This is a genomic window from Curtobacterium sp. ISL-83 (genome assembly GCF_018613895.1).
GTDB lineage: Bacteria > Actinomycetota > Actinomycetes > Actinomycetales > Microbacteriaceae > Curtobacterium.
The window spans coordinates 200,894-213,639 of record NZ_JAGGPH010000009.1; the positions used below are offsets into that span (position 1 = coordinate 200,894).

At 72.6% G+C, this 12,746-nt stretch carries 11 protein-coding genes; 4 read left to right on the forward strand and 7 right to left on the reverse strand.

Annotated elements, in window-relative coordinates; genetic code table 11:
* The first annotated feature begins 63 nt into the window (after window positions 1-63).
* Complete coding sequence (locus J7E22_RS09050) at window positions 64-1,341, forward strand: sodium:proton exchanger (protein WP_308159191.1); 1,278 nt, start codon at window positions 64-66, stop codon at window positions 1,339-1,341.
* A 31-nt stretch (window positions 1,342-1,372) separates the two neighbouring features.
* On the opposite strand, the gene J7E22_RS09055 is transcribed toward J7E22_RS09050, so the two are convergent.
* Window positions 1,373-2,062 carry a metal-dependent transcriptional regulator gene (locus J7E22_RS09055; RefSeq protein ID WP_214981159.1) on the reverse strand — a complete coding sequence of 230 codons (690 nt, stop codon included), beginning with the start codon at window positions 2,060-2,062 and terminating at the stop codon, window positions 1,373-1,375.
* Window positions 2,063-2,084: 22 nt separating this feature from the next.
* Between J7E22_RS09055 and J7E22_RS17930 the strand changes: the two genes are divergently transcribed.
* Window positions 2,085-2,978 (forward strand): CPBP family intramembrane glutamic endopeptidase, encoded by an 894-nt coding sequence (locus J7E22_RS17930; RefSeq protein WP_214981162.1) that lies wholly within the window; start codon window positions 2,085-2,087, stop codon window positions 2,976-2,978.
* A 229-nt stretch (window positions 2,979-3,207) separates the two neighbouring features.
* Here the strand turns inward: J7E22_RS17930 and J7E22_RS09065 are convergent, their stop codons facing one another.
* From J7E22_RS09065 to J7E22_RS09080, 4 genes are all read right to left on the reverse strand, one after another.
* Window positions 3,208-5,130, reverse strand: coding sequence for a phospholipase C (locus tag J7E22_RS09065; protein WP_214981562.1), 1,923 nt, complete (start codon window positions 5,128-5,130; stop codon window positions 3,208-3,210).
* 104 nt (window positions 5,131-5,234) lie between these two features.
* Window positions 5,235-6,656, reverse strand: coding sequence for an iron uptake transporter deferrochelatase/peroxidase subunit (gene efeB, locus J7E22_RS09070; RefSeq protein WP_308159192.1), 1,422 nt, complete (start codon window positions 6,654-6,656; stop codon window positions 5,235-5,237).
* Window positions 6,653-7,903 (reverse strand): EfeM/EfeO family lipoprotein, encoded by a 1,251-nt coding sequence (locus tag J7E22_RS09075; RefSeq protein WP_214981163.1) that lies wholly within the window; start codon window positions 7,901-7,903, stop codon window positions 6,653-6,655. The genes efeB and J7E22_RS09075 overlap by 4 nt, the downstream gene beginning before the upstream one ends.
* Before the next feature lie 188 nt (window positions 7,904-8,091).
* Complete coding sequence (locus J7E22_RS09080; protein WP_214981165.1) at window positions 8,092-8,889, reverse strand: HAD-IIA family hydrolase; 798 nt, start codon at window positions 8,887-8,889, stop codon at window positions 8,092-8,094.
* A gap of 47 nt (window positions 8,890-8,936) precedes the next feature.
* On the opposite strand from J7E22_RS09080, the gene J7E22_RS09085 reads away from it, so the two are divergent.
* Both J7E22_RS09085 and J7E22_RS09090 read left to right on the forward strand, forming a co-directional pair.
* The gene (locus tag J7E22_RS09085; protein ID WP_214981168.1) at window positions 8,937-9,593 is read left to right on the forward strand and encodes a TrmH family RNA methyltransferase; all 657 of its coding nucleotides are present in this window, start codon (window positions 8,937-8,939) and stop codon (window positions 9,591-9,593) included.
* 114 nt (window positions 9,594-9,707) lie between these two features.
* Window positions 9,708-10,496 (forward strand): ZIP family metal transporter, encoded by a 789-nt coding sequence (locus J7E22_RS09090; RefSeq protein ID WP_214981176.1) that lies wholly within the window; start codon window positions 9,708-9,710, stop codon window positions 10,494-10,496.
* Window positions 10,497-10,602: 106 nt separating this feature from the next.
* On the opposite strand, the gene J7E22_RS09095 is transcribed toward J7E22_RS09090, so the two are convergent.
* Window positions 10,603-11,679 carry a LacI family DNA-binding transcriptional regulator gene (locus J7E22_RS09095; RefSeq protein ID WP_214981178.1) on the reverse strand — a complete coding sequence of 359 codons (1,077 nt, stop codon included), beginning with the start codon at window positions 11,677-11,679 and terminating at the stop codon, window positions 10,603-10,605.
* A gap of 135 nt (window positions 11,680-11,814) precedes the next feature.
* On the reverse strand, window positions 11,815-12,618 hold the full coding sequence (locus J7E22_RS09100) for an NAD(P)-dependent oxidoreductase (protein ID WP_214981181.1): 804 nt from the start codon (window positions 12,616-12,618) through the stop codon (window positions 11,815-11,817).
* Window positions 12,619-12,746 lie beyond the last annotated feature (128 nt).

A 12,746-nucleotide genomic window follows, 5' to 3' on the forward strand; every position in this document is an offset into this window, starting at 1 on the left:
GCCGTTCTGCCGTGGCCGAAGCGATCCCCATCGTGCTGTGTCACGGCCCGACCAAGGACCACCGTGACCGACACCACCACCACACGCATCGTCGAGCCCGCGTCGCACCCACCGCGCATGGGCGCCAGCGCCTGGGGGCGCATCGCGATCTGCGTCGTGCTCGCACTGCCCGCCGTCGTCTTCCGGGTCACGGGGTCCGCGCCGAACCCCGTGGTCGACCTGCTCGTGTTCGGCGGGGCGGTCGTGGCCGCCTCGTTCCTGCTCGCCTGGGCGGCGGAGGCTGCGCAGAAGGACATCTCGGGGGCGCTGGCGATCGCGATCCTGGCGCTCATCGCTGTGCTGCCCGAGTACGCCGTCGACCTGTACTACGCGTTCCGGTCCGGCTACGACCCCGCCTACGAGCAGTTCGCCGCCGCGAACATGACCGGCTCGAACCGGCTGCTGCTCGGGTTCGGGTGGCCGCTCGTCGTGGTGATCTCGCTGCTCGTCGCCCGCCGGTTCGTCCGCGAGGGGTCGATGCCGCCCATCGCGACCCGGGTGCTGGAGCTGGAACGGTCGGCGCGGCTCGACATCGGGTTCCTGGCACTGCTCGCCGTCGTCGCGTTCCTGATCCCCCTGATGGGCTCGATCCCGATGTGGTTCGGGTTCGTGCTGCTCGCGGCGTTCGTCGCGTACCTGTGGCGGGCCGCACAGGTGCCGGACGGTGACGACGACGAGGACCTGCCGGGCATGGCCGGGAACCTGGCCGCCCTGCCCCGGGCCGCCCGCCGGTGGACCATCACCGCGCTGTTCGTGGTGGCGGCCGCGGTGATCCTGGCGTCCGCGGAGCCGTTCGCCGACGCCCTGGTGCAGTCCGGGTCGGCGCTCGGCATCGACAGCTACTTCCTGGTGCAGTGGCTGGCGCCGATCGCGACCGAGGCCCCGGAGTTCATCGTCGCCGCGCTGTTCGCGCTGCGGGGGATGGGCGGCGCGGCGATCGGGACGCTCATCGCCTCGAAGGTGAACCAGTGGTCGTTGCTCGTCGGGTCGCTGCCGATCGCGCACGTGCTCGGCGGCGGGACCTCGGGCGGGTTGCCGCTCGACGGGCGGCAGGTCGAGGAGTTCGTGCTCACGGCGTCGCAGACCGTGCTCGGGGTCGCCATCATCATCGCGCTGCGGTTCCACCGGTGGTCGGCGATCGCGCTCGTGGTGCTGTTCGCGCTGCAGTTCGTCGTGACGGACACGAGCGGGCGGTGGATCCTGAGCGTGGTGCACCTGGTCGCGGCGGCCGTGGTGTTCTGGATCAACCGGGGGGATGTCCTGCCGACGCTCGCGGCCCCGTTCCGGAGGCCGGTGGCCTGACGCCGAGTGCGGCTCGGCGGCCGCTCGCCGGTCAGTCGTCGTCGGGGGCGAGCCAGATGGCCGAAGCCGCTGCGGCCGGCAGGTCGACGAGCGACTCCGTCCCCGAGGCGTCCCGCCGGGAGACGGCGATGACCCCCGCGTAGTCCCGCACTCGCTCCACCCGCAGGTGCGTCCCGAGTCCGACCCCGAGTTCGTCGAAGTACCGCAGGAGCGACGCGTCGTCGTCGGAGACGCGGTCGACGGTGCCGCAGGCCCCCGGCTCGACCGACCCGAGCAGGGCCCCGAGCGATGCCGGCACGCTGCCGTCGACCCCCGGGATCGGGTCACCGTGGGGGTCGTGCGTCGGGTGGCCGAGGTCGGCGTCGATCCGCTGCAGGAAGGTCTCGGACACGGCGTGCTCGAGGGCCTCGGCCTCGGCGTGGACCTCGTCCCACCCGTAGCCGAGCCGCTCGACCAGGTACGTCTCGATCAGCCGGTGGCGCCGCACCATCGCGACGGCGACCTGCTGGCCGAGCGGGGTCAGGACGACGCCGTAGTAGGGGGTGTGCTCGATGAGGCCGTCGCGGTCGAGCTTCCGCAGGTTCCCGGACACGGTCGAGGGCGAGACGGTGAGGGTCGCGGCGATGTCCCGGGTCGCCAACCCCGGCCCGCCGCGCTCGCCGGCCTTCCAGATCAGCTTGACGTAGTCCTCCGCCATGGTCGACAAGGAGGGCAAGCGCATGGGCCAATGGTACAAACGGCAGGTGACCTCCGCCGCTGCACCGTCCCGCCGTCGCCGTTGGCCGGTGCCGCCCTCGCTGCTCGTCGGGCTCGCCCCGCTCGTGTTGTTCGCCGCGGTCAGTGCCTGGCGCGCTCGACCGAGCGACGACTACCCGTCCCTCGGGCAGACCGTCGACAGCGTGGTGCGGTCCCTCGTGATCCCGGAGGGCATCGCGGCGGTCGTCCTCTGCCTGATCGTCACGGGGCTCGGGTGGTGGCGGATCGCGACGGTCGACCGCACCAGGTCCACACTCCGCTGGACGACGCTCGCACCGATCCTGATCGCGGTGGTGTGCCTCGTCCGGCTGCCCCTCGTCGACTGGGGTGCGCTGCCGTCGCACTACTTCCTGCTGCTGGCCGTCGGGGTGCTCTTCGTCGGGGTGTTCGAGGAGCTGATGACCCGCGGCGTGCTGCTCGTCGGGCTGCGGCGGCGGCTGCCGGAGTTCGGCGTGTGGGCGGTGTCGTGCGTGCTCTTCGGGCTGCTGCACCTGCTCAACGTGCTCGCCGGGGCGGGGCTCGGGCCGACGCTGATCCAGGTCGTGTTCGCAGCGTCGTTCGGTTCGACCCTGTACGTGGCGCGTCGGGTGACCGGCAACCTGCTCGCCCCGGTGCTCCTGCACGCGTTCTGGGACTTCGGCTCGATCGGGGTCTCGGCCACGGTGGACGTGTCGGACCTGTCGAAGCTCACGCTGGTCGGCGTGGTGGGACTCCTGGCGTTCGCGGTCCTCGCACTGGGCATCGTGGCCGGAGGGGTGATCGCGTGGCGGGACGACCGGCCGCGCCGCCTGGCGCGCCGGTGGCGGACCGTTCCACCCATGGGGGCGTTCGCGGTGCCGGGAAGCGAGCCGCGGCTCGAGGCCGTGACGGCTGACGGCTGACGGCGGAGCCGGACGGGCGGCGGCGCGACACGGGGCCGGCGGGGTCTCGCGTCAGCGAGGGACGACGTGCCGGTCGGACCACGACGATCGACTGCCCGCTGACGCGACGGTGCCCCGGAGCGCGAACGCTCCGGGGCACCGAGTGCCGCGGTGCCCGCCCAGACAGGCGGACGGGCACCGCGGGCCGCGACCCACGCCCGCCCCGGCGGACGGGGGTCGCGGCGGGCGATCAGCGCTGCTGTCGGAGCTGCCGACGGCGGACGATGATCAGCGCGAGCCCGGCGAGCAGGAACACCAGGGCGGCGGCCGCCACGCCGGTGAGCTGCTCACCGCTGAGCGTCGAGCCCGTGAAGGCCAGGCGTCCCGGGCCGGAGGCGCGGGGGTCGCCCACGGTCACCGAGTGGCCCGCTCCGCCGGCTGCCGCACCGGCGCCGGTGTTCGTCCCGGTTCCGGTTCCGGTCCCGCTGCCGGCACCGTTCCCGGCACCCGTCCCGCCACCCGCACCGGGTGCGGTCGACGGGGTCGGGGTGCTCGAGGCCGGAGCGGACGCGGTGGGCGTGGGCGTCGGGGTCGGGGTCGCGGCGGTCGACACGATGCGCGACACGGCACCGGTGGTGGTGTCGAGCAGGACTTCGCGCTGCTGCGGGTGGGTGAAGTCGAGCATCCCCGCGATGGACCCGGCACGGGCGTCGAAGGACTGGTCACCGATGCGTCCGGTGGACCAGTTGTCCTCGATGAACTTCGTGGTCGAGGTCTGCTCGATGGCGGTGTGGTCCACGGCGTTCTGCTTGGCGAACGGCGAGATCACCAGGTAGGGCAGACGCTGGGACGGGCCGCAGCGGTCCAGGTAGCCGCCGGCCACGCCGACCTTGGCCGCCGCGGTGGTGCACACGGTGGTGTCGTTCGACGAGTCGGTCGAGCCGTTCAGGATCGTCGGCGCGACGTGGTCGTACCAACCGTCCGAGTCGTCGTAGTTCACGACGATCGCGGTGCTCGACCACTCCGGGGACTGCTCGATCTGGTTGATCTCGGTCGTCAGGAACTTCTGCTCGTCGATGGGGTCCGAGTAGGCGGCGTGACCGTCACGCGCCTCCGGGGCCTTCAGGAACGAGACGGCCGGCATGTGCCCCTGGGCGAGCGCGGTGTCGAACTTCGTGAGGTCGTACTCGTGGTTCGCCTGGTCGGTGTACCCGATCATGCTGTCGCTGGTGGGCGCGAGGTGGTGCGGGTTCGCCGTGGACTGGTAGTACGCGAACGGGTTGTGGTGCGGCGAGTAGTCGGTGACGCTGGAGCCGCCGACGTTCGTGGTGGTCGCGTCGCACTTGGCGTAGGTCGCGCCTCCGGCGTACGGCGTGGTCGGAGCGAAGCCGCCCTGGAACCAGCCCCACGTGACGCCCTTGGCGTTGAGCAGGTCACCGATGTTCGTGCCGGCCATCTTCACCAGGTTGGACGTCGACGTGTGGTCCTTGTCGGAGCAGTCGTCGAACGCGGGGTCCGGGTCGCCGATGACGGTGCCCTGGCCGGCGCTGTCCTTCGCCACGACCGAGGTCGAGGTCGGGACGGCGGTGCCGGTGACCGAGTCGACGGCCGTGCCGCCGTGCGTGTTGCCGCTGACGAGGTTGAGCGCACCCGGGGTGGACGGGCCGAACGTGGTGTCCCACGCGTTGTCGCTCATCGCGTAGTTCTGGGCGTAGTTCCACAGACCGGTGACGGTGTTGCCGTCGAAGTAGTCCATGGTGAGCCCCGGCGACCCGTAGAGCCCGGTGCAGGTGTCGACCGAGGTGCTCTCGACGAACTTGTCCATCGCGCCGCCGTTGACGGCCTTCTGCTCGGGCAGGTACCCGTGGTTCTGGTCGCACGTCATCGCCTGCTGCGGGGTGAGCCGCTTCGGTGCGTAGGCGTTCGGGTTGGTGGTGAGCGTGCCCGACGAGGCGAGGGTGTTCACGGCCGGGGTGCCCGCTGCCGCCGTGAACGGCGTGCCGTCGGCGTTGGTGGCCTTCGGGTAGGTCCCGAAGTAGTGGTCGAACGAGACGTTCTCGTCGAACAGCACGACGACGTGCTTGATGGGCGTGGTGGTGTTCTGCGAGTTGTCGGCGGCGGACGCGGACTGCGGCAGCGCGATGGCGGTCCCCGCGATGGCGGCGAGCGCCATGATGGCGAGCGCACCCTGTTGGATGCGTCGCTCGGATGGTCGGAACACTGCGGTCCTCTTTCTGGGAGAGCGGATCGTGTCGGTGATGGGCACCCGGGGGAGGGTCATGGTCGGGCGAGGAGCCCGCGCCCCAACCAGTCGTCCGTGTGCCGGACGCCGGGGAGGGCGAAGTAGTAGCCGCCGCCGACGGGCGAGACGTAGTCGACGAGCGGTTCGTCGACGAGGCGCTTCTGCACCGCGACGAACTGTCGGTCGAGGTCGGCCTGGAAGCACGCGAAGAGCAACCCCATGTCGAGGTTCCCGTTCGCGTCCGTGCCGCGGTCGTAGTTGTAGGGCCGACGGAGCATCTGCTCGGAGCGGGACGCCGCGGTGCGCGGGTTCGCCAGTCTGATGTGCGCGTCCATCTGGATGACGTCGCCGGTGGGGTCGTCCTGGTACCGGGGGTCGTCGAACTCGTCCGTGCGCGTCAGCGGCGCACCCGAGTCCCGGTGCCGACCGATCATGGTCTCCTGCTCCTGCAGCGACACCCGGTCCCAGAACTCGACGAACATGCGGATGGTCCGGACCACGTGGTAGCTGCCGCCGGTCACCCAGTCGGGCTCGCCGGCCTGGCCGCCGCGGGTCCACACCAGCTCGTCCATGGCCGCGCGGTCGGTGGTCGAGGGTCCTGCGGTGCCGTCCTTGAAGCCGAGCAGGTTCCGCGGAGTCCCCGAGGGCCGAGGCGGTGACCGGAAGCCGTCCTGCCGCCAGCGCACCTGCATGCCGCCGCGGGTCGCCCTGGTGAGGTCGCGGACGGCGTGCAGCACCGTGTCCGTGTTGTCCGCGCACACCTGGAGCAGCAGGTCGCCGTCGCAGATCGCCCGGTCGAGGTCGTCGTTCGGGAAGTCCTGCATGGTCCGGAGCCGGGCCGGCTTCCGGCTCGCGAGCCCGAAGCGGCCGTCGAACAGGGAGGCCCCGACGCTCGCCGTGACGGTCAGTCCGTCCGCGGGCACGTCCGGTCCGAGCACGCCCGAGTCGGACGGCGGCGCCGAGATGCCGAGTTCGGGCGGGGTGCCGCCGCGGGTGAGGAAACGCGAACGCTCCGTGATCGTGCGGAGCAGGTCCGCGAGTCCGGCGCGGTCGGCGGCCGTCACGTCGAAGGCGAGGAACGCGGACTGCCGCTGCGCGGGCGTCGCGATCCCGGCCTGGTGGGCGCCGTGGAAGGCGAAGGAGGTGGCCGCGGTGGGCGCGCCGGTCGCGGCAGCTGCGGCTTCGGACGGGAGGCTCCCCACGGCTCCGGCAGCCATGGTCGCCGCCGCGGCGGCGCCGGCTCCGGCGCCGACGGCGCCCGTCAGGAACGCGCGCCGGCCGAGACCGCGGGCCGACGTCGGGACGGCGGCGGTGCCTCCAGGCTGGTCCGTCGGCGGGACGGAGGCGACGGATCCCGCGCGGGCGGTGGTCCCGTCCGGGTGCAGTCCGGCGGCGGCGTGCGCCTCGACCATCCGGCGGTACGTCTCGGCGTCCATGGCGCGTGGGCGGCGGGTCACGAGGTCCTCCTCGGGTCGCAGATCGCGGCGACCGGGGCGAGGCGTTCGACCGCGTCGCCGAGGGCCGCGTCGAGGCGCTCCCGGTCCGGCCGGCCGAGGGCGTCGAGTGCGGTCCAGGTGCCGTCGGGTCGGCGGTGGCGCTCGAGCTCGGTGCGGAGCGTCGCCAGTGCCCGGTCGGTGTCGGCGAGCTCTGGGTACCGCGTGCGGAGGATGCCCCGCAGTGGATCGAGGGCGTGCACGGTCCCGGCCACGTTCGCGTCGATGGTGGCGAGGGACGTGTGGCTGCCCGCGTCCGACCGGCCCGTCGCCTCGAACTGCACGGCGTTCTCGAGGATCTCGTGCGCCCGGAGGCCGATCTCGAGCGGGTCGACACGGGCCGTCGGGAAGGTCTGCTGGAGGTGCTGGACCGCCGCGACCAGGGCGTCGGCGGGAGCGGTCGCCGCGCTCGTCCCCGCGGTGTCCGTGCCCGCGCCGCTCGTCGGGGCCCAGAGGAGCGCCTCGATCCGGTGGAAGCCGGTCAGGTGGGGGTCGTCGAGCGCGGTGTGGCCGGAGGCCGGCAGCCCGTTGATCGCGGTGTCCTCGTCCCCGAAGGCGCCGTAGGCCGCGCCGAGCTGTTCGTACTCGACGTGGGCGGTGCGCCAGTCCACCCGCGCGGCAGTGCGGTCGCCGGCGTGCACGTCGTCGTCGAGTCGGCGGACGTCGCCGAGCAGGACGGGCAGCCGGCTCTCGATCCACGTGCCGTACGTCTTCGCGGCCGGGATCAGGTCGTCGCGGGTGACGGGGACGACCCCCGGGGTGGCGTCGGACACGTGGGCTGCACCCGAGACGTGCACGACGGGCCCGTCCACCGGGTCCCCGTCGGCGGGCAGGCAGCGGAAGTGGTAGTCGCCCCGGGCGAGCCGCACCCGGTAGGTGTGGGCCGCACCGGACCCGAGGCCCTCGGCGTCGAGGAACACCGCGCCGCTGGAACGGCCGACGAGCTGGACCTCCACGCCGGCGACCGAGGTGTTGCGGATCCGGAGGGTCTGCGTGCCGGCGGACGGTGCCGTCCCGCCGCCGGGCCACCCGGTGCCGCAGACGTCCGTGCCGGCGCCGACCGTGTACGCGCCCGTGCTGCCCGGGGTCGCCGCGTGCGGGAGCAGCCGCGGCACGACGACGGCCGCGGCGACCGCTCCGGCGACGAGCACGCCGAGGGTGACCGCGACGGCTGTCCGCCGCGGTCGTCCCGCGTCCGAGCGCGCCGACATCGCCTTTGCCACACTGGTCCCAACCTGAAAGTACTTACAGAAAACCCTGGTCAGAGCCGGGTTCTCCCGGCTCGGACAGCGGCAACGATAAGGGGGCTCATGGCCGGGTTGGGCGGTTGTTCACCCCAGGCCGGACTTGTTCACCGAGTGGTCACCTGCGGGCGCAGTGGCCCGCGTGTGGGGGGTGGCTACAGCTCGACTTCGAAGGGCTCGGTGCGGACGAGCTCGTGCACGCCGGAGATGACCTCGCTCGGGCGGAACGGGTACTTGTCGATCTCGGCCTGGTCGCTGATGCCGGTCATCACGAGGACCGTGTGGAGCCCGGCTTCGATGCCGGCCTGCACGTCGGTGTCCATCCGGTCGCCGATCATCCCGGTGTTCTCGGAGTGCGCGCCGATCCGGTTCATCGCGGAACGGAACATCATCGGGTTCGGCTTGCCGACGACGTACGGCTGCTTGCCGGTCGCCTTCTCGATCATCGCGGCGATGGCGCCCGTGGCGGGCAGCACGCCCTCGGCGCTCGGGCCGGTGGCGTCCGGGTTCGTGACGATGAACCGTGCTCCGGCGCGGATGAGCCGGACGGCTTTCGTGATCGCCTCGAACGAGTAGTTGCGCGTCTCGCCGACCACCACGTAGTCGGGGTCCGTTTCCGTCATGATGAAGCCGGCCTCGTGCAGGGCGGTCGTCATGCCGGCCTCACCGATCACGAACGCCGACCCGCCGGGCATCTGGGACGCGCAGAAGTCCGCCGTCGCCAGCGCCGAGGTCCAGATCCGCTCCTCGGGCACGTGCAACCCGGACTGCCGGAGGCGCGCGCTGAGGTCGCGGGGCGTGAAGATCGAGTTGTTCGTCAGGACGAGGAACTCGGTGCCCTGGTCCTGCCACTGCTGGATGAGCTCCGCGGCGCCGGGCAGCGCCTGGTTCTCGTGGACGAGCACGCCGTCCATGTCCGTCAGCCAGCACTCGACCTCGTCGCGGGTTGCCATGGGGTCAGGGTACTGGAGGGCCGCGGGACGGGACCTACGCTGGTGGGGTGACCGAGGGCCTCCCGTCCGGTGCTGCTGCGCCGGAACCGACACACGAGCGCACGACGCACGGCGTCGGCCCGCACCCGGAGCCGTGGCCGGACGACCCGCGGCTCGACCCGGAGCTCCTCGCCGCGGGCGACACCCGGAACGTGGTTGACCGCTACCGGTACTGGTCGATGGAGGCCATCGTGGCCGATCTCGACACCCGGCGGCACGCGTTCGACGTGGCGATCGAGAACTGGCAGCACGACCTCAACATCGGCTCGATCGTCCGGAGCGCCAACGCGTTCCTGGCGGGCACGGTCCACATCATCGGGCGACGGCGGTGGAACAAGCGCGGCGCGATGGTCACCGACCGGTACCAGCACGTCCGCCACCACCCGGACATCGCCGCGTTCCTGCAGGTGATGCGGGAGGAGGGTCGCCCCGTGATCGCGATCGACAACACCCCGGGCGCCGAACGGATCGAGTCGGCGGCGATCCCCGAGCGCTGCGTGTTCCTGTTCGGGCAGGAGGGGCCTGGGCTCACGGACGAAGCGGTCGCCGGTGCGGACGGGCACCTCGAGATCACGCAGTTCGGGTCGACGAGGAGCATCAACGCCTCCGCTGCGGCGGCCATCGTGATGCACAGCTGGGTGGTCCAGCACGCCGACCTCGGCTGAGGCTCGCGCGGCGGGCGCCTCGATCGCAGCGCGGAGCGATGTGCGGGCAGTGTCGCCGACATGCGCCAGTAGGCACTAAGTTGTTAGGGTTGCCTAACCAAAGGAGCACCGCTGATGAACTTCGGTTCGACCCTCGCGCTCGGCGCGATCGCCGGCAGCACCATCGTCCTCGGACTGCCGGTCGGCAGGATCCGCGCGGTCGGGGCGTCGGCACGGGTCCTGCTCAGCTCCGGCGCCGTCGGCGTGCTCGTGTTCCTGGTGTGGGACGTCCTCTCCGCCGCGTGGGAGCCCATCGACGCCGAGCTGACCGGCACGCTGCACGCGGGCAGGCTCACCGGCCTGAGCATCCTGTTCGTCGTGGGGGTCACCACCGGGCTGCTGTCCGTCGTCGGCTACGAGCGCTTCCTGCACCGACGCCGGGCGGCCGCATCCGAAGCCGGCATCACCTCGAACCGCTCGCTCGCGGTGCTGGTCGCCGTGGGCATCGGCGTGCACAACCTCGCCGAGGGCCTGGCCATCGGACAGTCCGCTGCGGCGGGGGCGCTCGGGCTCGCCACCGTCCTGGTCATCGGGTTCGCCCTGCACAACGCGACCGAGGGGTTCGGCATCGTCGCCCCGCTCGCCGGCGACCCGCACCGGCCGACGTGGCGCTTCCTGCTCCTGCTCGGCGCGATCGGTGGCGTGCCGACCTTCGTCGGGACGGCGATCGGGTGGGCCTACTCGAGCAGCGTGCTGAGCGTGCTCTTCCTCTCGCTCGCGGCCGGGTCGATCCTGTACGTGATCATCCAACTCCTGGCCATCGCCGGGCGGGCGCACCGGAACGACCTGGTGGCGTACGGGTTGCTGGTCGGCCTGTTCGCCGGGTTCGCGACGGACGCGATCGTCACCCTCGGCGGCGCCTGACCCCGACCGCCTGAGGCACGAGCCGGCCCCCGCACCGCCTCAGCTCCGAGCCTGACCCCGGGCCAGACCCCCGTCGCCTCACGCGCGAGCCGGCCCCCGCACCGCCTCAGCCCCGCGCCGCGGTCGTCCGCCGCGCCACCAACCGGGGCTCGACCAGGACCTCGGTCGCCGGTAGCCCCGGGTCGGCGATGCGGGCGAGCAGCCGTTCGCCGGCACCGCGACCGATGTCCACGCTCCGGTCGTCGATGCTCGTCAGCGCGACGTACCGGGTCGCTGCGAGCGGGGTGTCGTCGTAGCCCATCACCGACACGTCCTCCGGCACGCGGAGGCCCCGGGCGGCCAGCTCCGACAGCGCCCCGATGGCCATCACGTCGTTCGCGGCGAAGACCGCGGTCACGTGGGGGTGTTCGTCGAGCAGGGCCGCCACACCGCGGGAGCCAGCCTCCTCGGTGGGTTCGCCGGGCAGCACCACGGTCGCGAGCGACGGGTGCGTGCTGCCCGCGCGGGAACCCGGTGCCGCAGCCGACGTGGCGGCGGTGACCCCAGCCTCCAGGCCGGCTGCCGTCGCGAGCGCGGACGCGACCCCGTCCTGCAACCCGGCCAAGCGCTCGGCCGAGGCCGCCGACGCGGCCCCGACGAACCCGATCCGGACGTGCCCCAGCCCGAGCAGGTGGTCCGCGGCCATCCGGCCTCCGGCACGGTCGTCGTTCGCGACGGTGTCCGCGCGGGGGATCGACACCCGGCCGCCCGCGATGACGAGCGGCGTCGACGCGGGGACGGTCAGGTCGGTGTCCGGCTCGCCGACGATCACGATGCCCTCGACACGCATGGACAGGAAGCCCTCGACGGGGGAGGCGTCGAGGCCCGTGTTCAGGAACCGGTCGGCGACCACCAGCCGGTGACCTTGGTCCTGCAGCGCCTCGCGGAGGCCGGTCAGCAGGTCGACGAACCACTGGTTCCGGAAGTCGTCGAGGACCACACCGATCGTGCGGGAGCGCGTCCCGGCGAGCGAGACCGCCGCGGTCGACGGCCGGTAGTCGAGCTCCTGGATCGCCTGCAGCACGGCGGCGCGCCGCTGGTCGCTGACCCGGGGGGAGCGTTGCAGCACCAGGGAGACGAGCGACTTCGAGACGCCGGCGCGTGCGGCGACGTCGTAGATGGTGGCGGGCTTGCCGTCTCCCATGATCCGCATCGACCTCCGTGGCTGGTCCGACGATCGTACCGGCGGGGGAGCGTCGGCCCGGCGTATCCGCCGGGACCGCGGACTGCGCCGGCCTGGAGGCACGACCCGCCTCCGCCACGCAGCGCGCGCGGTCGGTCAGTCGGCCCGGCGACCCAACGGCTGCTGCGCCATGCTCCCGCCGAGGAACGTCATGTCCTCGTCCACCAACGCCGCGCGCTCGTCCGCGTCGAGCACGGCGGAGGCGTCGTCGACGGGCCGGAAGCCGATCCGCTCGCCCGCGGTGAAGTCCGCCGGTGTGTCGGCGTTCCGCGACACCGCCCACACGACGTGGTGCCCTGGCTCGGAGAGCTCGGTCGTCGCGAGCACCAGGCGCACCAGGTCGTCCGGCGACGTCCACATCAGGAGCGCGCGCTTCGACGGTGGGCGCTCGCCGAAGGCTGCGATCCGCGCCGACACGACGGACATCTCGAATCGGTCCGCGAACAGGCTGCCGAGCAGTTCCATCGCGGCCTTGGTGACGCCGTAGTACGTGTCGGGCCGGGGGAGCCGGTCACCGGGGACGCTCGCCGGGGCGTCGTCCTGCTCGGGCACCCGTCCGACGGCGTGGATGGAGCTGGCGAGCAGGACGCGCAGCACACCGTTCGCAGCGGCGGCCTCGAGCAGGTTCTTCGTGCCGGTGACGTTCGCGTCGAGCAGGGCGTCCCACTCGTCCTCGGTGGGGATGCCGGCGAGGTGCACGACGGTGTCGACGCCGGCGAGGGCGTCCTCGAGCGTCGGACGGTCGTTGACCGAGCCCTCGACGAAGCGCTCGCCGGGCTGGACGGGCGCGTCCGGCAGGCGTTCGTCGAGCAGGACGAGGTCGTGTCCGGCGGCCAGGAGTCGTGGCCGCAGTGCGGTGCCGATCCGACCCGAGGCCCCGGTGATGAGCAGTGTCGCCATGCGGGGCACGGTACGCGGGCGTCGCCCGCGGGGTGCTCGGCGTGGCGCGGCGCACCGTGGGACGGACACAGCACCACGCGACGACGCGGTGCTGTGTCCGGAACTTGGTTCCGCCGAGGGCCCCCGCC